Annotated in this window: 16 protein-coding genes; 12 read left to right on the plus strand and 4 right to left on the minus strand. The window is 69.3% G+C overall.

The features are described from left to right. Positions 1–92 precede the first annotated feature (92 nt). Together HYQ63_RS21755 and HYQ63_RS21760 are read left to right on the plus strand one after the other, a co-directional pair. Positions 93–1,211 carry a peptidoglycan bridge formation glycyltransferase FemA/FemB family protein gene (locus HYQ63_RS21755; RefSeq protein WP_179935470.1) on the plus strand — a complete coding sequence of 373 codons (1,119 nt, stop codon included), beginning with the start codon at positions 93–95 and terminating at the stop codon, positions 1,209–1,211. Between the two features lie 78 nt (positions 1,212–1,289). Then, the gene (locus HYQ63_RS21760) at positions 1,290–2,321 is read left to right on the plus strand and encodes an alanine racemase (RefSeq protein ID WP_123106129.1); all 1,032 of its coding nucleotides are present in this window, start codon (positions 1,290–1,292) and stop codon (positions 2,319–2,321) included. A 34-nt stretch (positions 2,322–2,355) separates the two neighbouring features. On the opposite strand, the gene HYQ63_RS21765 is transcribed toward HYQ63_RS21760, so the two are convergent. Beyond that, positions 2,356–3,843 carry a glycosyltransferase family 87 protein gene (locus tag HYQ63_RS21765; protein WP_179935471.1) on the minus strand — a complete coding sequence of 496 codons (1,488 nt, stop codon included), beginning with the start codon at positions 3,841–3,843 and terminating at the stop codon, positions 2,356–2,358. A gap of 206 nt (positions 3,844–4,049) precedes the next feature. Then, entirely contained in the window at positions 4,050–6,725 is a 2,676-nt protein-coding gene (locus tag HYQ63_RS21770; protein WP_179935472.1) for a transglycosylase domain-containing protein, read from the minus strand. A 357-nt stretch (positions 6,726–7,082) separates the two neighbouring features. Between HYQ63_RS21770 and HYQ63_RS21775 the strand changes: the two genes are divergently transcribed. From HYQ63_RS21775 to HYQ63_RS21785, 3 genes are all read left to right on the plus strand, one after another. Next, positions 7,083–7,793, plus strand: coding sequence for a PadR family transcriptional regulator (locus tag HYQ63_RS21775; RefSeq protein WP_179935473.1), 711 nt, complete (start codon positions 7,083–7,085; stop codon positions 7,791–7,793). 50 nt (positions 7,794–7,843) lie between these two features. Then, a complete protein-coding gene (locus tag HYQ63_RS21780; protein ID WP_179935474.1) occupies positions 7,844–8,926 on the plus strand; it encodes an inositol-3-phosphate synthase in 1,083 nt (360 codons plus the stop codon). 110 nt (positions 8,927–9,036) lie between these two features. Beyond that, positions 9,037–10,374 carry an MFS transporter gene (locus tag HYQ63_RS21785; RefSeq protein ID WP_179935475.1) on the plus strand — a complete coding sequence of 446 codons (1,338 nt, stop codon included), beginning with the start codon at positions 9,037–9,039 and terminating at the stop codon, positions 10,372–10,374. 18 nt (positions 10,375–10,392) lie between these two features. On the opposite strand, the gene HYQ63_RS21790 is transcribed toward HYQ63_RS21785, so the two are convergent. Further along, complete coding sequence (locus HYQ63_RS21790; protein ID WP_179935476.1) at positions 10,393–11,883, minus strand: CCA tRNA nucleotidyltransferase; 1,491 nt, start codon at positions 11,881–11,883, stop codon at positions 10,393–10,395. Between the two features lie 179 nt (positions 11,884–12,062). Here HYQ63_RS21790 and HYQ63_RS21795 point away from each other — a divergent pair, with 179 nt between their 5' ends. The 7 genes from HYQ63_RS21795 (at position 12,063) to trxA (ending at position 21,817) form a co-directional block, all read left to right on the plus strand. Further along, positions 12,063–14,399, plus strand: coding sequence for a DUF6049 family protein (locus tag HYQ63_RS21795; RefSeq protein ID WP_179935477.1), 2,337 nt, complete (start codon positions 12,063–12,065; stop codon positions 14,397–14,399). A gap of 48 nt (positions 14,400–14,447) precedes the next feature. After that, positions 14,448–16,796: a murein biosynthesis integral membrane protein MurJ gene (gene murJ, locus HYQ63_RS21800; RefSeq protein ID WP_179935478.1), complete on the plus strand. Its 2,349-nt coding sequence runs from the start codon at positions 14,448–14,450 to the stop codon at positions 16,794–16,796. Positions 16,797–16,906: 110 nt separating this feature from the next. Further along, positions 16,907–18,643 carry a protein kinase family protein gene (locus HYQ63_RS21805; protein ID WP_179935479.1) on the plus strand — a complete coding sequence of 579 codons (1,737 nt, stop codon included), beginning with the start codon at positions 16,907–16,909 and terminating at the stop codon, positions 18,641–18,643. Between the two features lie 38 nt (positions 18,644–18,681). Further along, on the plus strand, positions 18,682–19,371 hold the full coding sequence (sigM, locus tag HYQ63_RS21810) for an RNA polymerase sigma factor SigM (RefSeq protein ID WP_009716495.1): 690 nt from the start codon (positions 18,682–18,684) through the stop codon (positions 19,369–19,371). Beyond that, positions 19,368–20,336 carry a hypothetical protein gene (locus HYQ63_RS21815; protein ID WP_179935480.1) on the plus strand — a complete coding sequence of 323 codons (969 nt, stop codon included), beginning with the start codon at positions 19,368–19,370 and terminating at the stop codon, positions 20,334–20,336. Before sigM ends, HYQ63_RS21815 begins: the two co-directional genes overlap by 4 nt. 156 nt (positions 20,337–20,492) lie before the next feature. Next, positions 20,493–21,446 carry a thioredoxin-disulfide reductase gene (trxB, locus tag HYQ63_RS21820; RefSeq protein WP_179935481.1) on the plus strand — a complete coding sequence of 318 codons (954 nt, stop codon included), beginning with the start codon at positions 20,493–20,495 and terminating at the stop codon, positions 21,444–21,446. A gap of 41 nt (positions 21,447–21,487) precedes the next feature. Further along, on the plus strand, positions 21,488–21,817 hold the full coding sequence (gene trxA, locus HYQ63_RS21825; protein ID WP_009716492.1) for a thioredoxin: 330 nt from the start codon (positions 21,488–21,490) through the stop codon (positions 21,815–21,817). Between the two features lie 63 nt (positions 21,818–21,880). On the opposite strand, the gene HYQ63_RS21830 is transcribed toward trxA, so the two are convergent. Next, positions 21,881–22,498 carry a GNAT family N-acetyltransferase gene (locus HYQ63_RS21830; RefSeq protein WP_009716491.1) on the minus strand — a complete coding sequence of 206 codons (618 nt, stop codon included), beginning with the start codon at positions 22,496–22,498 and terminating at the stop codon, positions 21,881–21,883. Between the last annotated feature and the right edge of the window lie 142 nt (positions 22,499–22,640).

The raw sequence follows: 22,640 nt of genomic DNA on the forward strand, positions 1-22,640 counted from the left end.
GCCCAAACGGGGCACGCCCCGGTCGCAGTAGGCTTCGGCGCGAGAGCCGGAGCCCCGACCCTGGGGACAAACCTGCCGAGGAGCGCCCCGCAATGAGCCTGACCCTGAGGACGATCAGCCGAGAGCAGCATCTGGCGTACATCCAGAGCCTGCCGTCGGCAAGCCACATGCAGGTCCCGGCATGGGCTGACGTCAAGTCGGAGTGGCGCTCGGAGAATCTCGGCTGGTTCGACGCCACCGGCCAGCTGGTCGGCGTCGGCCTCGTCCTCTACCGCCAACTGCCCAAGATCAAGCGGTATCTCGCCTACCTCCCCGAGGGCCCGGTCATCAACTGGTACGCGCCCAACCTGGAGGAGTGGCTGCGCCCGATGCTCGCGCATCTCAAGCAGCAGGGCGCCTTCTCCGTGAAGATGGGCCCGCCGGTCATCATCCGCCGCTGGGACGCCGCCGCGATCAAGTCCGGCATCCAGAACCCGGATGTGAAGCGGCTGCGGGACGTCGAGGCCACCCACATCGAGCCGCGGGCCTTCGAGGTCTCCGACCGGCTGCGGCGGATGGGCTGGCAGCAGGGCGAGGACGGCGGCGCGGGCTTCGGCGACGTCCAGCCGCGGTACGTCTTCCAGGTGCCCCTGGAGAACCGCTCCCTGGAGGACGTCCACAAGAGCTTCAACCAGCTGTGGCGCCGCAACATCAAGAAGGCCGACAAGGCGGGCGTCGAGGTCGTCCAGGGCGGCTACGAGCACCTGGGCGAGTGGCAGCGGCTCTACGAGATCACCGCGGAGCGCGACCACTTCCGGCCCCGCCCGCTCAGCTACTTCCAGCGCATGTGGACGGCCCTCAACACCGAGGACCCCAACCGGATGCGGCTGTACTTCGCCATGCACGAGGGCGAGGCGGTGGCCGCCGCCACGATGCTGGTCGTCGGCGGCCACGTCTGGTACTCCTACGGCGCCTCCGCCAACCACAAGCGCGAGGTCCGGCCCTCGAACGCGATGCAGTGGCGGATGCTCCGCGACTCGTACGCGCTCGGCGCTACCGTCTACGACCTCCGCGGCATCTCGGACTCGCTCGACGAGACCGACCATCTCTTCGGCCTGATCCAGTTCAAGGTCGGCACCGGTGGGCAGGCTGCCGAATACCTCGGCGAGTGGGACTTCCCCCTCAACAAGCTGCTCCACAAGGCGCTCGACATCTACATGTCCCGCCGCTGACCCTGTTTTCCTGATCCCCCGCAAAAGCTGCATACCTCGAATACACCGCGGCAACGAGAAAGGTTCCGGGACCGGCCAATGGCGCTCACCCTCTACGTCGACACCGCGCGCTGGCGGGCGCACCAGCAGATGGTCATCCAGCAGTTCCCGGGGATAGTCCCGGTCTGCAAGGGCAACGGCTACGGCTTCGGCCACGAACGGCTGGCCGAGGAAGCCGCCCGCATCGGCGCCGACGTCCTCGCCGTGGGCACCACGTACGAGGCCGCCCGGATGAAGGACTACTTCAGCGGCGACCTGCTCGTCCTCACCCCCTTCCGCCGCGGGGAGGAGCCGGTGCCGCTGCCGGACCGGGTGATCCGGTCGGTCTCGTCCGTCGACGGCGTCTACGGCCTGGTGAACGCGCGTGTCGTGATCGAGGTCATGAGCAGCATGAAGCGGCACGGCGTCACCGAGGAGGACCTGCCCAAGCTGCACGCCGCGATAGAGAATGTGCGGCTTGAGGGGTTCGCCATCCACCTCCCGCTCGACCGGACCGACGGCATCGACGCGGTCGAGGAGGTCATCGGGTGGATGGACCGGCTGCGCGCGGCGCGGCTGCCGCTGCACACCATGTTCGTCAGCCACCTCAAGGCGGACGAACTGGCGCGGCTACAGCAGCAGTTCCCGCAGACCCGGTTCCGCGCCCGCATCGGCACCCGGCTGTGGCTGGGCGACCACGAGTCGACGGAGTACCGGGGCTCGGTGCTCGACGTCACCCGGGTCGCCAAGGGCGAACGCTTCGGCTACCGCCAGCAGAAGGCCGCCTCCGACGGCTTCCTGGTGGTCGTCGCGGGCGGCACCTCCCACGGCGTCGGCCTGGAGGCGCCCAAGGCGCTGCACGGGGTGATGCCCCGTGCCAAGGGGGTCGCCCGCGCCGGTCTCGCGACCGTCAACCGCAACCTCTCGCCCTTCGTCTGGGCGGGCAAGCAGCGGTGGTTCGCCGAACCGCCGCACATGCAGGTGTCCATCCTGTTCGTGCCGGGCGATGTCACCGCACCGCAGGTGGGGGATGAGCTGGTGGCCCATCTGCGCCACACCACCACGCAGTTCGACCGCCTCTTCGACCGCTGAGCCCCGTCGCCGCAGGTGGGCTCCCGCGGGGAGCTCACCTCCGGCCGGTGCCCCAGTCCGTGAGCGCCGCGCCCTCGTACTGCGCCGTGCGCCGCGCCTCTCCCAGCACGAACGCGTCCGGCGCCCGGTCGAGTACGCCGCCCGACGGGTCGTCCGAGCCGTCCCGGCGCACCGGATCCCGGTCCGGCACCAGCGCGTCCCGCACGACCATCGCGCACAGGAAGAGCGTTCCCGCGAAGTGCAGGGCGGTCGCGAGCTGGTAGCCCTCGGGAGGCAGCCCCCGGTGCTGATCACCGCTGTTGGTGTACGCGAGGTACATCCAGATCCCGAGGAAATACATCACCTCGCAGGCCTGCCACACCAGGAAGTCCCGCCAGCGGGGCCGCGCCAGCGCGGCGAGCGGGATCAGCCACAGCACGTACTGCGGTGAGTAGACCTTGTTCGTGAGCACGAAGGCCGCGATGACCAGGAAGGCGAGCTGGGCGAAGCGCGGCCGGCGCGGGGCGCACAGGGCGAGGGCCGCCACTCCGGCGCAGGCCAGCACCATGAGGATCATGGCGTAGGTGTTGACGTCGTCCATGGGGTTGCCGGTGCGCTGCGAGATGATCAGCCAGAGCGACCCGAAGTCGACCGGGCGTTCCTCACTGAACGTATAGAACTGCTTCCACCCCTCGCGGATGTGCAGCCCCCCGCCCTGCGTAGTGATCATCACGGGCACGTTCACCACCAGCCAGGAGGCCGCCGCGCCGCCCGTCGCCGCCCAGAAGGCGCGCCACCGGCCCGCGCGCAGGCACAGCACCAGCAGCGGGCCGAGCAGCAGCACCGGGTAGAGCTTCGCGGCCGTCGCGAGGCCGAGCAGCACACCGGCGGCCACAGGGCGGCTGCGGGACCACATGAGCATGGCGGCGGCGGTGAGGGCGACCGCGAGGAGGTCCCAGTTGATCGTGGCGGTGAGCGCGAAAGCGGGGGCCAGGGCGACGAGCAGCGCGTCCCAGGGGCGGCGGCGGTGCGTACGGGATACGCAGACCGCGATGACCGCGGTGCAGGCCATGAGCAGGGCCGTGTTGGCGAGCCAGTAGACCTGTTCGCGGGTCTGGAGGTCGCCGCCGTGCGGGGTGAGCCAGGAGGCGACCTCCATCAGGAGGCCGGTGAGGACCGGGTACTCCAGGTACTCCATCCCACCGGAGACGCTGTCCGGTATCCGGTTGAAGTACGGGACGAGGTCGTTGGCGAAACCGCGGCCGTTGTAGAGGTGCGGTATGTCGGAGTAGCAGGCGTGGGTGTACTGGGCGGTGGCGCCGTAGAACCAGCCGCCGTTGTAGCAGGGCAGCTTCTGCACCATGCCCAGGGCGAACATTCCGATGGCGACGAGCGCGATGATCCGCACCGGGGTCCACCAGCTCGTGCCCAGCAGCGCCCGGCGCCCGACCGGGCCGCCGATAAGCTCGCTGCCGGCCGCGGCGACCGAATCCTCCGTGGTCGGCCGTACGGGCTGGGCCTGTGGGTCCTCGCGCACGCTCATGGGGCCCATCCTGCCGTACGAGCCGGGCGGGAGGAGTGAGGACCGCCTCAGCGGCCCGCTGAGCGCCCCGGAACGCCCGGGCAGTCCCGGGGCCGCCCGGGCGTCCGGAAGACGCCCAGAGAGCCGCAGGGGCCCCCGAACGGCGGCGGCCGCGCCGGAGCGGGATGCTCCGGCGCGGCCGCCGATCGCTGTGCGGGATGTCGGGACTACTCGTCCTTGCGGGAGCCGGACGGGCCCCCGAAGAGCCCGCCGCCGGGTGGCTCCGTGGTCGGCGAGGGCGAGGGTTCGCCCGGGCCGCCGCTGGGGCCTGCGTTCTCGCCGCCCTGGTTGTCGCCACCCGCGTTCTCGTTGCACGAGAGATCCAGCGGATCACACGACTGCGTGGGGCTCGGGCTGCCGGAGGGCGTCTGGGACGGCGTCTCGGACGGCGTCTGCGACGGGGTCTGGGACGGCGTCTGCGTCGGCTTCTGGGTCGTCGGCGTGGGGCTCGCGTTCTCGCCGTAGACCTTGTCACCGATCGGCGTGGCCGCCGGGAAGTCCTTCGCCGGCTGGCCCGCCATCGCCTTGCGCATGTAGTCGGCCCAGATCTCGGCGGGGTACGACGCACCGTGGATGGACTCCTGACCGCCCACACCGCGCATGGAACGGAAGACCTGCCGCTTGGCCTGGTCGTTCACCCGCCACATGCCGATCGACGTGGACAGCTGCGGGGTGTAACCGGAGAACCAGGCCGACTTGTTCTGGTCGGTGGTTCCGGTCTTGCCCGCCGCCGGGCGGCCGATCTGCGCCGAGGTGCCGGTGCCGCGCTCGACGACGTTCTTCAGCACGTCGGTGACGTTGTCCGCCACGTTCGCGTCGAAGGCCCGCTTGAGCTTGGCCTCGTCCTCGTGGTTGTAGATCTCGCCGTCCTTGTCCTCGACCCGCTCGACCGAGTACGGATCGGCCTGCTGGCCGCTGGCCGCGAAGGTCGCGTACGCCCCGGCCAGCCGGATGGCGCTGGGCTGGGAGGTGCCGAGCGAGAACGTCGGGGTGATCTCGGCCAGCTGGTCCTTGCTGAGGCCCGCGTCCAGGGCGGCCTCCCGCACCTTGTCGGTGCCGACGTCCATGCCCAGCTGGATGAAGGGCGTGTTCACCGAGTACTGCATCGCGGTGCGCAGGCTGATCTTGCCCTTGTCCTCGTCACCGTCGTTCCTCTGGTGCCACTCCTTGTTGTTCTTGTCCGTCCAGACGGAGCCGTCGTAGTCGCGCAGGGTCAGCTTGTTGTCACCGTTGTAGACACTCGACGGGGAGACCTTGGTGCGTTCCGAATCCGGTTGGTCACGCGGACCGTTGCGGTCCCGGACACCGTCCCTCATCGCCGCGGCCAGCACGAAGGGCTTGAAGGTCGAGCCCACCTGGACACCGGTGTAGTCCGCGTTGTTGCGATAGTGCTCCAGCGCGTCCTTGCCGCCGTAGATGGCCTTGATCTTGCCCGTCTTGGGCTCCACCGAGGCACCGCCGAACTGCACGTACTTGTCCACATCGCGCTGTTTCGGCTTGATGTTCTCCTTGGACACCTTCTCGACCGTGTCCTTCAGTTGGCTGATTTTCTTGCGGTCGAAGGTGGTGTGGATCTGATAGCCGCCCTTGTCCAGCTTCGCCTGGGAGATGCCGGTCTTGGCGACGATGTAGTTGTCGGCGAGCTCGGTGAGATAACCGATCTGGCCCTGCTTGTTCGTCGCCACCTCCGGGCTCTTCACCCGCGGGAAGCCCTTATCAATCCAGTACTGGGCCTTGGCCTTGGTCAGCCGGCCCACCTGGACCTCCCGCTTGAGGATCCACTCCCAGCGCGCCGTGGCCCGCTTGGTGTTGGCCTCCGCGCTCGCGGACGGTCCGTAGCCGCCGTTCGGGTCGTACAGGTTGGGCCCGTTGAGCGTCGAGGCGAGGAAGGCGCTCTCGCTCGCGTTGAGCTGCGAGCAGTCCTTGTCGAAGTACGCGCGGGCCGCCGCCTGACAGCCGTAGGCACCGCGACCGTAGTACGCGGTGTTGAGGTACCCCTGGAGGATGTAGTCCTTGCTCTTGGTCGAGCCGACCTTGACGGAGATGAACAGCTCCTTGAGCTTTCGCGTCACCGTCTGGGACTGGTCGAGGTACGTGTTCTTCACGAACTGCTGGGTGATGGTCGACCCACTCTGGGTCGCGCCGCCCCGCGCCATGTTGACGACGGCGCGCGCGATACCCATCGGGTCGACGCCCGAGTCCTGGTAGAAGCTGGCGTTCTCGGCGGAGATCACCGCGTCCTGCATGTCCTGAGGGATCTTGTTGAGCGGCACGATCTGACGGTTGAGATCACCGCCGCCCGAGACCACCATCTGCTTGCCGTCGCCCCAGTAATAGACGTTCTTCTGGGCCTTCGACGCGGCCTGCTCGGTGGGGACGTCCACGATCATCCACCCGATGCCCACGGCACTGACCAGCGCCGCGAAGAAGAAGATGAAGGTTCCCGTGACGAGCCGCCAGGAGGGCACCCAGCGGCGGAAGCCCGTCTTACCCGCGCGCGGGTAGTCGATGAACCGCTTCTTGCCGGGCGGCCCGTCGCCGCCCGCGCCCCGGCCGCGGCCACCGCCGGTGGCCCGCCGACCACCACCGTGGCCACCGCGACCCGCACCACCGGCGGCCGGATCGGGTGCTCTTCTCCGGCCGCCACCGCTGCGTTGCGCGGCGCGGCGGGCCTCGGCCCTGCCGCCGTGGGAACGCTCTTCCCCAAACGATGCCGAGCCCGACTCGGCGGCGGCGTTGTGCGATGGTGCTGCGCGACGGCCGGACGACTGCTGTCCGGCACGCCGGGCCGCTGCTCGGCCGCCGCCCTGGGGCTGCGGCGGCTTGCGACGGTGCTCGCTCATGGAACGACTACTCCTCGGGCAGGCGCTATCGCCTGAAAGCGGCAGGTGGCTTCCGGTCCCCCCGATGTGCAATCCGGCCACACCTGGCAACCGGACGCACTGCCTCCGGGACGAGGACGCAGGACAGCGTCACACGGTTCCCTTTGGTCTGCATGGCGAACAGAGTACGCACGGCCAAATCTTGTCTCCTCGGCGCCTTCACTCCATAACGGTCCGGTTGAGTCCCACGAACCGGTGATGTGACGCCGTTCACCGTGGTCGCTCTTGTCCCACCGGGACCACGGTCCTATCGTCTTGATGTATCGAGTCGATACATCAGCTCGGCATAGTGGCCCCAGGAGACGGGAGAGGCAGGCGATGAGCAGACGCTCCGGCATCCTCGAGTTCGCCGTCCTCGGCCTGCTCCGCGAGTCCCCGATGCACGGATATGAGCTGCGAAAGCGCCTCAACACCTCGCTCGGGGTGTTTCGTGCGTTCAGCTACGGCAGCCTCTATCCCTGCCTCAAGACGCTGGTCGCCAACGGCTGGTTGATCGAGGAGCCCGGGAACGCCTCCGAGGAGGCCGTCGCGGCCACCCTGGCCGGCCGCCGGGCGAAGATCGTCTACCGGCTGACGGCGGAGGGAAAGGAGCGGTTCGAGGAGCTGCTCTCCCACACCGGCCCGGACGCATGGGAGGACGAACACTTCGGCGTCCGCTTCGCCTTCTTCGGACAGACGTCGCGGGACGTACGGATGCGCGTGCTCGAAGGGCGGCGCAGCCGCCTGGAGGAACGCCTGGCAAAGATGCGGGCCTCCCTGGCCCGCACCCGCGAGCGGCTGGACGACTACACCCTCGAGCTCCAGCGGCACGGCATGGAGTCGGTGGAGCGCGAGGTCCGCTGGCTGAATGAGCTGATCGAGAGCGAGCGGGCCGGGCGCGACCAGCGCGACGAGCCCGCCGGGCAGGACCGGACGCCTGAGAAGGGGCCGGACCGGTCGCCGGAGCAGGACCGGTCAGGAGATGCGGACGGCCTGCCCCGGCACCGGGGTGGTTCCCGGCCGGACCCGTCCGATGACACCGCCAAGTGAGGCCCCGCACCCCGCAGGGCTTCGTCGAGTACACACAGGGAGCAACCGGAATGGGTTCGGTTCGTGTAGCCATCGTCGGTGTGGGCAACTGTGCCGCGTCGCTGGTGCAGGGCGTCGAGTACTACAAGGACGCCGACCCGGACACCCGCGTGCCGGGTCTGATGCATGTGCAGTTCGGCGACTACCACGTCCGTGACGTGGAGTTCGTCGCCGCCTTCGACGTGGACGCGAAGAAGGTCGGGCTGGACCTCGCGGACGCCATCGGCGCCAGCGAGAACAACACCATCAAGATCTGCGACGTACCGTCGACCGGTGTCACGGTCCAGCGCGGCCACACGCACGACGGTCTCGGCAAGTACTACCGGCAGACCATCGACGAGTCCGACGAGGCCCCGGTCGACGTGGTCCAGATCCTCAAGGACAAGCAGGTCGACGTTCTGGTCTGCTACCTGCCCGTGGGCTCGGAGGACGCCGCCAAGTACTACGCCCAGTGCGCCATCGACGCCAAGGTCGCCTTCGTCAACGCGCTGCCGGTCTTCATCGCCGGCACCAAGGAGTGGGCGGACAAGTTCACCGAGGCGGGCGTGCCGATCGTCGGTGACGACATCAAGTCGCAGGTCGGCGCCACGATCACGCACCGGGTGCTGGCGAAGCTGTTCGAGGACCGGGGCGTCATCCTGGACCGCACCATGCAGCTGAACGTCGGCGGCAACATGGACTTCAAGAACATGCTCGAGCGCGAGCGCCTGGAGTCCAAGAAGATCTCCAAGACGCAGGCCGTCACCTCGCAGATCCCGGACCGTGAGCTGGGCGCCGACAACGTCCACATCGGCCCGTCGGACTACGTGGCCTGGCTGGACGACCGCAAGTGGGCGTACGTCCGCCTCGAAGGCCGCGCGTTCGGCGACGTCCCGCTGAACCTGGAGTACAAGCTCGAGGTGTGGGACTCCCCGAACTCCGCGGGCGTCATCATCGACGCGCTGCGTGCCGCCAAGATCGCCAAGGACCGTGGCATCGGCGGCCCGATCCTCTCCGCCTCCTCGTACTTCATGAAGTCGCCGCCGGTGCAGTACTTCGACAACGAGGCCCGGGAGAACGTGGAGAAGTTCATCAAGGGTGAGGTCGAGCGCTGAACCATGGCGCTGCACTGCGACGGTGCGCCGTGAGGCGCTGATCTCCGCCGCTTGATCACGGGCCTCCGGGAATCCCCCCGGAGGCCCGTGCGGTGTGTGAAGGTGGCGTCATGCCCGTTGTGCGTGATCTCCGCGTGCTGCTGCAACTGCGCGACTTCCGCCATCTGCTGGCCGTCCGTCTGCTGTCCCAGTCCGCCGACGGCGTCTACCAGGTCGCGCTGGCCACCTATGTGGTCTTCTCCCCGGAGAAGGAGACCTCCGCCGCGGCCATCGCCTCCGCCATGGCCGTCCTGCTGCTCCCCTACTCCCTCCTCGGTCCCTTCGCCGGTGTACTGCTGGACCGCTGGCGCCGCCGCCAAGTCCTGCTCCACGGCAATCTGCTGCGCTCCGGGCTGGCCGCAGGAACCGCGGTGCTGGTCCTCGCCCAGGTGCCGGAGTGGCTCTTCTACGTCTCCGCCCTGTCGGTGACGGCGGTCAACCGCTTCGTGCTGGCCGGCCTGTCGGCCTCGCTGCCGCGGGTGGTGGACAGCCAGGAACGTCTGGTCATGGCCAACTCCCTCTCGCCGACCGCGGGTACGCTCGCCGCCACCGCGGGCGGCGGTCTGGCGTTCGTGGTCCGGCTCTCGGGCCCGGGCGGCTCCTCTTCGGACGCGCTGGTCGTCCTGCTGGGCGCCGCGCTCTACCTCGTCGCCGGGCTCTCGGCGCTCCGCATGCCCTCCGGCCTCCTGGGGCCCGACCCGGCGGCCCTGCAACCGCACCTCGGGGCCGCCCTGGTGAGCACGGTCCGCGGGCTCGTCGCCGGGCTGCGCCACCTCCTGCACCGCAGGGACCCCACCATGGCCCTGACCGCGATGACGCTGATGCGCTTCTGCTACGGCGCCCTCACCGTCACGGTGCTGATGCTCTGCCGGTACGCATGGGCCGACACCGAGTCGGGCGGGCTGGCGCTCCTCGGCATTGCGGTCGGTGTCTCGGGCGCGGGCTTCTTCGCCGCGGCGGTGATCACCCCATGGGCGATCGGCCGGCTTTCCTCGCTCGATGCCTCCCGGCCGGACGGTCAGCTCCACTGGGTGATGGTGTGCGCGGCAATCGCGGCCGTCCTGGAACCGGGCCTGGGGCTCCCCTTCGAACCCGCCCCGATACTGGTTGCCGCCTTCGTGCTCGGCCTCATCACCCAGGGTGCGAAGATCGCCACCGACACCGTCGTCCAGTCCGCGATCGAGGACGACTTCCGTGGACGGATCTTCTCCCTCTATGACGTGCTCTTCAACGTCGCCTTCGTGGGAGCCGCGGGGGTGGCCGCCCTGATGCTGCCGCCGGACGGGACATCGGCCGTTCTGGTGACCGGAGTGGCACTGATCTACGCGGCGACCGCCGTCCTGCTCATGTTTCACGTGAAACACCGCCCCGGGAAACGCACGGGGGCCGATGTTTCACGTGAAACGTGACGCGCCGGAGGCGCGGCGTCAGTCCTGAGACTGAGCTGCCCACCACTCCTTGAGCGCCTCGACGGCAGCGTCCCGGCCCATGGGCCCGTGCTCCAGCCTCAGCTCCAGCAGATGCTTGTACGCCTTGCCGACCTCAGGGCCCGGAGCGATGCCGAGCACCTTCATGATCTCGTTGCCGTCCAGGTCCGGACGGATCGCCTCCAGCTCCTCCTGCTCCTGGAGCCTCGCGATCCGCTCCTCCAGACCGTCGTACGCCCGCGAAAGCGCCATGGCCTTCCGCTTGTTGCGCGTCGTGCAGTCCGAGCGGGTCAGCTTGTGCAGCCGGTCCAGCAGGGGCCCCGCGTCGCGCACATAGCGCCGCACGGCCGAGTCGGTCCATTCGCCCGTGCCGTAACCATGGAAGCGCAGATGCAGCTCGACCAGCCGGGAGACATCCTTGACCAGCTCATTGGAGTACTTGAGCTTCGTCATCCGCGACTTGGTCATCTTGGCGCCCACCACCTCGTGGTGATGGAAGGAGACGCGGCCGTCCTTCTCGAAGCGGCGCGTCTTCGGCTTCCCGATGTCATGCAGCAGCGCGGCCAACCGCAACACCAGATCCGGCCCGTTCTCCTCCAGGTCCATGGCCTGGTCCAGCACGGTCAGCGAGTGCTCGTACACATCCTTGTGCCGGTGGTGCTCATCACGCTCCAGCCGCAGCGCGGGGAGCTCCGGCAGTACGCAGTCGGCGAGCCCGGTCTCGACCAGCAGCCGCAGCCCCTTCCGGGGGTGGGCGCCCAGGACCAGCTTGTTCAGCTCGTCACGCACCCGCTCCGCCGAGACGATGTCGATCCGTCCGGCCATCGCCTCCATCGCGGCGACCACCTCGGGCGCCACCTCGAAGTCGAGCTGGGAGGCGAACCGCGCCGCGCGCATCATCCGCAGCGGATCGTCGGAGAAGGACTCCTGCGGGGTCCCCGGGGTGCGCAGCACCCGCGCGGCGAGATCTTCGAGCCCGTTGTGCGGGTCGATGAACTCCTTCTGCGGGAGCGCCACCGCCATGGCGTTGACCGTGAAGTCCCGGCGGACCAGATCTTCCTCGATGGATTCGCCGTAGGACACCTCGGGCTTCCGGGATGTCCGGTCATAGGCTTCCGACCGATACGTCGTGATTTCGATCTGAAAACTCTGATGTGCCCCGTTGTCGCCCGGACCTTCCTTCTGGCAACCGACCGTGCCGAAGGCGATACCCACCTCCCACACGGCGTCCGCCCAGGGCCGGACGATCTTCAGCACCTCGTCGGGGCGGGCGTCCGTCGTGAAGTCCAGATCGTTACCGAGGCGGCCGAGCAGCGCGTCCCGCACCGATCCGCCGACCAGGGCCAGGCTGAACCCCGCCTGCTGAAAGCGTCGGGCAAGGTCGTCGGCGACGGGAGAGACCCGCAAGAGTTCGGCCACGGCACGGCGCTGCACCTGGTTGAGCTCATTGGTCGACTGCGGGGATCGGCTGTCATTGTTGGCGTTCGGCACAACAGAACAGGGTACGTGGCCGCGCGCCCCGGGGCCTCCACGTTGATCGTCGGTTCCATCACGGTGACGATCTTGTGGAGCCGTCCACAGCACTTCGCCACAGCGGGCATCGTTACCATTCGTGGACGCACATTGCGACGACCACTGACGATCACAGACGACAAGGGACGGGCGAGCGCGTGGCCGATGCGGCAGACCTCCGGGAGACGACGTCCTCTCGCGCCCGTCGATGGCTACGGCGGACCGGGGCGCTGCTCGCAGCGGCGCCGGTGCTCGCGGGCGTACTACAGGTCCCGGCGGCGCCCGCCGTCCATGCGGCGGCCAAACCCACCGGCTCGCGCTCGGTGGACGTCGACATCACCTCGCTGACGCCCACCGCACCGACCAAGAGCGACACGCTCACCGTCAGCGGCACCGTCACCAACGACAGCGGTTCGACGGTCTCCGGTGCCCATGTCGGCCTCCGCGTCGGCCCCACCATGGAGGGCCGCAACGCCATCGACGGCGCCGCCCGGCGGACCGGCTACCAGCAGGGCGCCGACGGCAACGAGATCGGCGGCAAGTACACCGAGAAGATCGGCAAGCTGGGGGCGGGGGTCAGCCGGGACTTCACGCTCTCCATACCGGTGAACGAGCTGCACCTCGGGGAGAACGGCGTCTATCAGCTCGGTGTCTCCCTCACCGGTCAGTCCCGGAGCCGCCCCTGGCAGCAGGTGCTGGGCATCGAGCGCACCTTCCTGCCCTGGCAGTCGAGCTCGCCGGCCAAGAAGACCCAGCTCACCTATCTGTGGCCGCTGATCTCCACGCCCCATGTGACATCGCGCACCGATGCGGACGAGGACCGGACACCGATCTTCCGGGACGACCGCCTCAAGGCGGAGCTGGCCCCCGGCGGCCGGCTCCAGCAGATGGTCAGCCTGGGGAAGAACCTCCCCATCACCTGGGTGATCGACCCCGATCTGCTCGCCACGGTCGACGCGATGACGCGGGAGTACGAGGTCCAGAACCGGCACGGGGACGGCACGACAACCGGTCGCGGCCAGACGGTCGCCAAGCGGTGGCTGAACGACCTCCAGAAGGCCGTGGAGGGCCACCAGGTGGTCGCCCTGCCGTTCTCCGACCCCGACATCGCGTCGCTGGCCCACCACGGCAAGAACGTCCCCGGCGCCCTGAGCCACCTCCGGGACGCCACCGAGCTGGCCTCGACGACCGTGCAGACGGTCCTCGGGGTGAAGCCGCGCACCGACTTCGCCTGGCCGGCCGACGGCGCGGTCGACTCCTCGATCGTCGACGTCGCCACCTCCGCGGGCGCCCACAACGTCATCGCCCGGAGCGACAGCCTCCGGGAGACCGGCAACCTCTCGTACACCCCCACCGCGGCCCGGCAGATCGGCGGCGGCAATACGGCGGTGGTCGCGGATGCCCGGCTGTCCACCGCCTTCACGGGCGACATGTCCAAGGCGGACAACTCCACGCTCGCCATCCAGCGGTTCCTCGCCCAGAGCCAGATGATCAACCTCCAGTCGCCGGACAGGCAGCGCAGCATCGTGGTGGCTCCGCAGCGCATCCCCACCACCAGCCAGGCGCAGGCGATGGCGGCCGCCCTGGACGGCCTGTCCGGGGAGTGGACCCAGCTGATGAACCTGGGGGAGGCTGCGAAGGCCAAGCCCGACCCGAACGCCACCCAGCGCGTGCCGAGCACACGCCTGTACCCCGGTTCGCTCCGCCGCCAGGAGCTGCCGACCCGGGCGTTCGAAAGCGTCTACAAGACCCAGTCCACGCTCAACAAGTTCGAGAAGATCCTCACCGCCAAGTACCGGGTGGTCACCCCCTTCGGCAACGCGATCCGGCGCGAGATGTCCACCTCGTGGCGGGGTAACGGACTGGGCGCCACCCACTTCCGCGACGGCGTCCAGCGTTATCTGGAGGGGCTGACCAAGAAGGTGCGCCTGATCCCGAAGACGGACATGACGCTGTCCGGGCGGAGCGCGACCATCCCGGTGACCGTGCAGAACAACCTGGTGCAGGGCGTCCGGCTGCGGCTGGTCCTCAAGTCCCAGCAGGGCAACCGCCTGGCGGTCAGCGAGCCCCAGGTGGTCAACGTCGAGGGCGGGCACAGCCAGTCCGTGAAGTTCGGGACGACGGCCAACGCGAACGGTCCGGTGTGGGTGTCGGCCCAGCTGGTCACGCCGGACGGGCAGTCCTACGGCGACGAGATGCTGTTCGAGGTGAATGTCACCGAAATCACATCGACCGTCATCCTCGTGATCGCGGGCGGTGTGCTGCTGCTGGTCCTCGCCGGGATCCGGATCTACCTCCAGCGCAAGCGGGCCGCCACCGCCAACGGCGGCGACGAGGACGCACAGGAGGAAGAGGCCGACGAGGCCACGGACGCGGAGAGCGACGGAAACGACCCCGCCCCCGCCCTCGTGCCCGAGCAGCCGAGTGACCCGGCGCCGGACACCGGTTCGCAAAGCGCCGGGGCGTCCGGCGCGGGTGAGAAAGTGGACCATTGAGCAATTCCGGGGCCGGTCGGCCGCAGCGGACGATGAGGTGGGGTAGCGATGAACGCGCCGTATGACGGTGAGAGGCGGATGCCACCGCCTTCCCCCCACGCGCCCCAGGAACCCCACGGACAGGAACCGCACCAGAACGATCCGTACCTGGGCGACGGCTCCCAGGCACCCGCGAGCGATCCGCGCCAGGACTACGGGCAGTACTACGTGCAGGACCCGTATGGCGACGACCCGTACGCGACCGGCAGCTTCACGCCGTACCCCTATCCGACGCAGGACGCGTACGGCCATGACCCGCTGACGGATCCGCTGTACGACCGGCACGGGCCCCAACAGGGCGGCTATCAGCAGCAGACGCCGTACCAGCAGCAGCCCGCCGCACCGCAGGGCGCCGACCCGCGGGCGTGGCCGGTGGCACCCGGCTCCCAGGAGCCGGTGCAGCAGTACGCGGCCGAGCCCACCGCCCCCGGATACGGCGACCAGGGCGGCTACGGGACGGGGGAGCAGCCGCAGCAGGACGCCTTCGCGCACCTCTACCGCGACCAGCAGCAGCCCTACGACCCGCGGCGCTCCCAGGGGCATCCGCAGGGCGCCGCCCAGGGCTATCCGCCGGTGCCCCCGCCGGGCCAGCCGCCGGTACCCGGGCCCGCACGGCACGAGTCCGCGCCTCCGTCGGCCGGCGCTCCCACGGTGGCCGCGCCGGTGGTGAGCCCCCCCGAGGCCGAGGAGCAGGCCGAGGCCCCGCCGAAGCGCTCCGGCGGCCGTGCGGCGAGCCTGCTCCAGTCCAGCGCCCTCATGGCCGCCGGCACCCTGGTGTCCCGGCTGACCGGCTTCCTCCGGCAAATGGCGATCGTCGCGGCCCTCGGCGCCGCGTCCCTGGGCCAGACCTACGCGGTCGCGTATCAGCTGCCCGCGATGATCTACTTCCTCACCGTCGGTGGCGGCCTGAACTCCGTCTTCGTCCCGCAGCTCGTGCGCGCGATGAAGGAGGACAAGGACGGCGGCATCGCCTACGCCAACCGTCTGCTCACCCTGGCGATGGTCGCCCTCGGCAGCCTGGTCGCCCTGTCCATGTTCGCGGCCCCGGCACTGATCCGGATGCTCTCGCCGTCCATTGCGGCCGATCCGCCCGCCAATGAGGTCGCGGTCGCCTTCGCCCGCTACTGCCTGCCCACCATCTTCTTCATGGGCGTGCACGTCGTGGTCGGCCAGATCCTCAACGCCCGCGGCAAGTTCGGCGCGATGATGTGGACCCCGGTCCTCAACAACATCGTCGTCATCGCCACCTTCGGCCTCTTCATCTGGGTGTTCGGCACCTCAAGCACCTCCCAGATGGGCGTCACCACCATCACGGATGAGGGCATCCGGCTGCTCGGCATCGGCACCCTGCTCGGTCTCGCCGTGCAGGCCCTGGCCATGTTCCCGTACCTCCGGGCCTCCGGCTTCCGCTTCCGTCCCCGCTTCGACTGGCGGGGGCACGGCCTCGGCAAGGCCGCCAAGCTCGCCAAGTGGACCGTGCTGTTCGTGCTCGCCAACCAGGCGGGCAACATCGTGGTGACCCAGCTCGCCACCGCGGCCGGATCCGACGCCGAGAACATGGACGCCCCCGGGGCCAGCTACGTCGGCTACACCAGCGCCCAGCTCATCTGGAACATGCCGCAGGCCATCGTCACCGTCTCGGTGATGGCCGCCCTGCTTCCCCGGCTGTCCCGGTCGGCCCACGACGGCGACCCCGGGGCGGTCCGCGACGACATCTCCCAGGGCCTGCGCACCTCCGCCGTCGCCATCGTTCCGCTCGCCTTCGGCTTCGTGGCGCTCGGCGTCCCCCTGTGCACCCTGCTCTTCGGCACCTCGGGCACCGCGACGGCGCAGAACATGGGCTACATCCTGATGGCGTTCGGCCTCGGGCTCATCCCGTTCTCAGTGCAGTACGTCGTCCTGCGCGGCTTCTACGCCTACGAGGACACCCGCACCCCCTTCTACAACACGGTGATCGTCGCCGCCGTCAACGCGGCCGCCTCCGCGCTCTGCTATTTCGTTCTCCCGACCCAATGGATCGTGGCGGGCATGGCCGCCTCCTACGGCCTGGCGTACGCCGCCGGCGTGGGCGTGGCCTGGAAGCGACTGGGCAACCGGCTGGGCGGCGACCTCGACGGCCGTCGTGTCGTGCGCACCTACACCCGCCTGGTGGGCGCCAGCATTCCCGCCACTCTGCTGAGTGGCGCGGCGGCTTATGCCATCACTCAGGCATTGGGTTCCGGCATGTCCGGTTCCCTAGCCGCATTGGCGGGCGGAGGTCTCGTTCTTATCGCGGTCTTCTACATTGCTGCGAAACGGATGCGCATTGAAGAGCTGACGGCCATGGTCGGTATGGTGCGCGGACGACTCGGACGCTGATCATTGAGCACAACCATCGTCCGCCATCGCGTGTCGTGCATAGCGGCGGACTGTGGGCACAATTGTCTTGGCTCGGAGTAGGCGCAACGGATGGGGAGGCAGGAACGACGGTGGCGGAACGGAGCACGGCTGCCGTCGACGTGGCCGACAGCGACGGCGAGGAGTCGCTGACCGCCGAGGCGGGAAAGGCCACGGCCGACGGGGCGGGGACGCAACAGAAGGCCGGTAAGGAAACAGAGGCCGCAGGCAACCGGGACAAAGGTGCCGCGGCCGATGTAAATCCCCCCGAGCTGCACAGCGGCCACAAGCTGGCCAGACGCTACCGTTTGGAGGAGTGCGTCACCCGACTGGACGGATTCAGCAGTTGGCGTGCGGTGGACGAGAAATTGCGCCGGGCCGTCGGCGTTCACGTCCTGCCCGCCGACCATCCGCGGGCCCGTCCGGTGCTCGCCGCCGCCCGCTCGGCGGCGCTGCTGGGTGACCCCCGCTTCGTCCAGGTACTCGACGCCGTCGAGGAGAACGACCTCGTCTACGTCGTCCATGAATGGCTTCCCGACGCCACCGAGCTGACCACCGTGCTCGCGTCGGGGCCGCTCGAGCCACACGACGCCTATCAACTGGTCAGCCAGGTCTCCCAGGCCATGGCCGCCGCCCACCGTGAGGGCCTGGCCCATCTGCGGCTGAACCCCGGCTCCGTGCTGCGCACGGAATCGGGCCAGTACCGCATCCGCGGCCTCGCCGTCCTGGCCGCCCTGCGCGGCATCAGCTCCGAACACCCGCAGCGCACCGACACCGAGTCGATCGGCGCGCTGCTGTACGCCGGGCTCACCCAGCGCTGGCCGTACGACCAGGACGCCCACGGCCTCTCCGGGCTGCCCAAGGGCGTCGGCCTGATCGCCCCCGACCAGGTCCGCGCGGGAGTCCACCGGGGCCTCTCCGAGCTGGCGATGCGGGCGCTGGTCAACGACGGCGCCACCGCCTCCCGTCAGGACCAGCCCTGCACCACGCCGGAGGAGCTGTCCAAGGCGGTCGCGGCCATGCCGCGCATCCGGCCGCCGGAGCCCGCCTTCACGCCCTCCCCGGCGTACCAGCGCACGAACTACCAGCAGGGCTACGGCCAGCCGCCCGCCCACGGTGGCTCGTCACGCACGATCGGCCCCGCCGCGGCCCCCATGCCGCCACCGGCTCCCCTTCAGAGCCGTACCGGCAAGGCCCTCAAGTGGACCGTCTCGGCCCTGCTGATCGCGGCCCTCGGCCTCGGCAGCTGGCAACTCGCGGACACCCTTCTGAAGGAGGAGAACAAGCCGGACCCCGGTAGTTCCACCAGTGAGAAGGACGACGAAAAGCCCGGTCAGGTTGCCAGCAAGCCGATCCCGATCGAGGACGCCGTCGAGTTCGCCCCGGACGGCAGCGCGCAGAACGCCGACGAGGCCAACCTCACTCACGACGGGAAATCGTCGACTGCCTGGCGTACCAATAGCTTCATCGACGGCCCTCAGCTCGCCCCGAGCATCAAGCAGGGGGTCGGCATCGTCTACGACCTCGGCTCGGAGCAGAAGATCAGTGGCGCCTCGCTCTCGCTTCGGTTCGGCGGCCCCTACACCGAAGTCTCGCTGTACAGAACGGATTCCCTCACACCATCCGCGTCGGCAGGGGACCCTGTCGGCTCGTTCACGAAGCTTGCTTCGGGCAAGACGTCGTCCACAACGTCCGATCTGAAGGTCAAGGGCACCAAGCAGAGCCGCTACGTCCTCGTCTGGGTGACCGCGATGCCGAGTGCACCAGGCGACGAGTACAGCCGAGCTGGTCACAAGCAGGCCATCACTGAAGTGAAGTTCACCGGCTGACCCCAGGGCAGCCGGCCGACCGGGGAGGGGGCTCAACGTTGGACGACGCCACCATCGGCGGAGCAAGCGACGGCGAGCTCCTTGCCCAGCACGTGGCCGGCGATCCGCATGCCTTCGGTGAAATCGTGCGACGCCACCGCGACAGACTCTGGGCGGTGGCGCTGCGCACCCTCGGCGACCGGGAGGAGGCCGCCGACGCGGTCCAGGACGCGCTCGTCTCCGCCTACCGCGCCGCGCACACCTTCCGGGGCCAGTCCGCCGTGACGACCTGGCTCCACCGCATCACGGTCAACGCGTGTCTGGACCGGGCGCGCAAGGCCGCCTCCCGTCGCACCTCCCCCGTCGACGACACCGAGCGGCTCGAGCAGCTTCTGGAGCCCCATGAATCGGCCGCCGCGCCCGCCGAGCGCGGTGATCTCCATCGCGAGCTGCTGGGGGCGCTGCGCACCCTTCCGCCCGAGCAGCGCGCCGCCCTGGTGCTGGTCGACATGCAGGGGTATCCCGTGGCGGAGGCCGCCAAGGTCCTGGACGTCCCCACCGGCACCGTGAAAAGCCGCTGCGCGCGGGGGCGCGCCCGGCTGCTGCCACTGCTCTCGCATCTCCATCCGAACGGGCGGGGTAGCGTCCCCTCCGGCGGGGGAAGGAACCGGTCGCAGGGGACATCCGTCCCACCGGCGGCAGGACCGACTGACACAGATGCCGTGAAGGGCGGAGGTGGGCGAGCGTGACATCCTCGACGGACACGGACGAGCACCCGGAAGTCGCGGAGATCTCCGCACTCACCGAAGGTCTGCTCTCTCCGTCCCGCACCGTCGATGTGCGCACGCACCTCGCCACCTGCGGGCTGTGTGCCGATGTACAGACGTCCCTGGACGAGATCCGCTCGACGCTGGGCACTCTCCCGGGGCCGGTGCGGATGCCCGATGACATCGCCGGCCGGATCGACGCCGCGCTCGCCGCAGAGGCCCTCCTCGACGCGACGGCTCCTGGCGACCGCGCCTCGGTTTCACGTGAAACCGAGGACGCTGACTCCGCAGGGCATGTTTCACGTGAAACCGAGCCCGCGGCCGCCCCCTCGGCCTCCGCGACGGAGGGCAAGCCCTCCCCGGCCGTGGACCGGCCCGCAGGGCGTCCGCGTGCCGCCACCGGGCCGGGGCGCAAGAGCACTCCCCGCACCGGCGCAGGGGCCCGTGGGGGCCGCTCCCGGCGCTGGCCCAAGGTGCTGCTCGGCAGCGCGTGCGCCGCTGCCGTGATCGGCATCGGCACCCTCTTCTTCCCGAGCGGCTCCGACCACGACAACGGTGGCCCCGGCACCACGGCCCACGCGGACCCCAGCTCCACGGCGAAGTCCACCCTCTCCGAGGGGACCCTCAAGGGCCGGGTGCAGGAGATGCTCGCCGACCAGAAGACCACCCCGTCGCGCGGTGTCACCACCCAGAACACTCCGGATATGCCGCTGCGCGCGGACGACCCGGTGGTTCCGTCCTGCGTCCAGCGCGGGACCGGCCGCTCCGAGCCGGTTCTCGCCGCGCAGCAGGACACCTACGATGGCAAGACCGCCTACGTCGTCGTGATGCCGCACCGCTCCGACAGTTCGCTCGTCGACGCCTTCGTGGTCGACGCCTCCTGCGTCTCCGCCTCCCACGCCTCTCCCGGGAAGCTTCTGGTGTCCCGTACGTATCCGCGAGGCTGAGGCACAGCCCACAACCACGGCCCGCCTGGCAGCGCGCGGGAATGCCGGACCCGTAGGATCCGTTGGGTGGGATGGCAGCGGGTTCTCCGGACATCCGGGGAGTGCGCCGCCGTCCAGTCAGGCAGTCGGCAGTCGGCAGAGACAAGGAAGACATCCGTGAGCGACGTCCGCAACGTGATCATCATCGGTTCCGGGCCCGCGGGCTATACGGCCGCGCTCTACACCGCCCGCGCTTCCTTGAAGCCGCTGGTCTTCGAAGGATCCGTGACCGCCGGTGGTGCCCTGATGAACACCACCGACGTGGAGAACTTCCCTGGCTTCCGCGAGGGCATCATGGGCCCTGACCTCATGGACAACATGCGGGGGCAGGCCGAGCGCTTCGGCGCCGAGCTGGTCCCGGACGATGTGGTCGCGGTCGACCTCAGCGAGGACATCAAGACCGTCACCGACTCCGCCGGTACGGTGCACCGCGCGAAGACCATCATCGTCAGCACCGGCTCCCAGCACCGCAAGCTGGGGCTGGCCCGTGAGGACGAGCTGTCGGGCCGTGGCGTCTCCTGGTGTGCCACCTGTGACGGGTTCTTCTTCAAGGACCAGGACATCGCCGTCATCGGCGGCGGTGACACCGCGATGGAGGAGGCGACCTTCCTGTCGCGGTTCGCCAAGTCGGTCACCGTGGTCCACCGCCGGGACACGCTGCGGGCCAGCAAGGCGATGCAGGAGCGTGCCTTCGCCGACCCGAAGATCTCGTTCATCTGGGACAGCGAGGTCACGGAGATCCACGGCGACGGCAAGCTCTCCGGCCTCACGCTGCGCGACGTCAAGAAGGACGAGACCTCCGAGCTGCCGGTCACCGGTCTGTTCATCGCGATCGGCCATGACCCGCGGACCGAGCTGTTCAAGGGCCAGCTGCACCTGGACGACGAGGGCTACCTGAAGGTCGAGTCGCCCTCCACCCGCACGAACCTCCCGGGCGTCTTCGCCGCGGGTGATGTCGTGGACCACACCTACCGTCAGGCGATCACCGCCGCCGGTACCGGCTGTGCGGCCGCCCTGGACGCCGAGCGCTTCCTCGCCTCCCTGGGCGACGGCGAGGACGCCACCGTCTGAATCCGCTTCCGTCCCTGCATCAACGATTAAGGAGAAACATCATGGCCGGTGCCACGGTCACCGTGACAGACGCCGACTTCGAGGAGACCGTCCTCAAGAGCGACAAGCCGGTACTCGTCGACTTCTGGGCCGCGTGGTGCGGTCCGTGCCGTCAGATCGCCCCCTCCCTGGAGGCCATCGCCGCCGAGCACGCCGACAAGATCGTCATCGCGAAGCTCAACATTGACGAGAACCCGGCCACGGCTGCCAAGTACGGCGTGATGTCCATTCCGACGCTCAACGTCTACCAGGGCGGCGAGGTCGCCAAGACCATCGTCGGCGCCAAGCCGAAGGCCGCGATCGAGCGCGATCTGGCCGACTTCATCGGCTGAGCCACCCGCACCGACGAAAGGGCTGCCCGAGAGGGCAGCCCTTTCGCGTTTCACGTGGAACTCTCAGAGCGGCCGAAGCGCCGGCTCCTTCTGGACCGCACCGAGCAACCGGTCCAGCGCCAGCTCGACGTCCTCCTTCCAGGAGATCGTCGTCCTCAGCTCAAGCCGCAGCCGGGGATAGCGCGGATGCGGCCGCACGGTCTTGAACCCCACCGCCAGAAGGTGATCAGCGGGCAGCACACACGCCGGTTCCTTCCAGGTGGCATCCCCGAAGGCCTCGATCGCCTTGAAGCCCCGGCGGATCAGATCCTTCGCGACGGTCTGCACCATCACCCGGCCCAGCCCCTGGCCCTGGTATCCCGGCATGAGCCAGGCGGTCATCAGCTGCACGGCATCCGCCGCGACCGGGCTCGTCGGAAAGGCCGTGGAGCGCGGCACATACGCAGGCGGCGCGTAGAGCACGAAGCCCACCGGCACCTCATCGACGTAGACCACCCGGCCGCAGGATCCCCACTCCAGCAGAACGGCCGAGATCCAGGCTTCTTTCTCCAGCTCCGGACGTCCGGCCCTTACCGCAGCCTCGCCGCTGACCGGGTCGAGCTCCCAGAAGACACATGCGCGACAGCGCTTGGGGATGTCCGGGAGGTTGTCCAACGTGAGCGGTACAAGCCGACGCCCCATGAAGCCAGTCCCTCACTTCCGTGGCCAGCCGCGGCACGGGCGGCTGACAGCGCACTACGCTCCCTGATCAGACTACCGACGAAACCGCCGACAGCGCCCAGGCCCAACCCTGTGGCCACCAGTCCGGTGCGGCTCACCGATC

The organism is Streptomyces sp. Rer75 (assembly GCF_013414305.1).
Lineage (GTDB): Bacteria > Actinomycetota > Actinomycetes > Streptomycetales > Streptomycetaceae > Streptomyces > Streptomyces himastatinicus.

Coding starts and splice junctions, on each gene's coding strand:
- HYQ63_RS21785 (WP_179935475.1), top strand. CDS start 9,037: ATGCCCGTTGTGCGTGATCTCCGCGTGCTGCTGCAACTGCGCGACTTC.
- HYQ63_RS21775 (WP_179935473.1), top strand. CDS start 7,083: ATGAGCAGACGCTCCGGCATCCTCGAGTTCGCCGTCCTCGGCCTGCTC.
- HYQ63_RS21780 (WP_179935474.1), top strand. CDS start 7,844: ATGGGTTCGGTTCGTGTAGCCATCGTCGGTGTGGGCAACTGTGCCGCG.
- HYQ63_RS21760 (WP_123106129.1), top strand. CDS start 1,290: ATGGCGCTCACCCTCTACGTCGACACCGCGCGCTGGCGGGCGCACCAG.
- HYQ63_RS21770 (WP_179935472.1), bottom strand. CDS start 6,725: ATGAGCGAGCACCGTCGCAAGCCGCCGCAGCCCCAGGGCGGCGGCCGA.
- HYQ63_RS21755 (WP_179935470.1), top strand. CDS start 93: ATGAGCCTGACCCTGAGGACGATCAGCCGAGAGCAGCATCTGGCGTAC.
- murJ (WP_179935478.1), top strand. CDS start 14,448: ATGAACGCGCCGTATGACGGTGAGAGGCGGATGCCACCGCCTTCCCCC.
- trxA (WP_009716492.1), top strand. CDS start 21,488: ATGGCCGGTGCCACGGTCACCGTGACAGACGCCGACTTCGAGGAGACC.
- HYQ63_RS21765 (WP_179935471.1), bottom strand. CDS start 3,843: ATGAGCGTGCGCGAGGACCCACAGGCCCAGCCCGTACGGCCGACCACG.
- HYQ63_RS21830 (WP_009716491.1), bottom strand. CDS start 22,498: ATGGGGCGTCGGCTTGTACCGCTCACGTTGGACAACCTCCCGGACATC.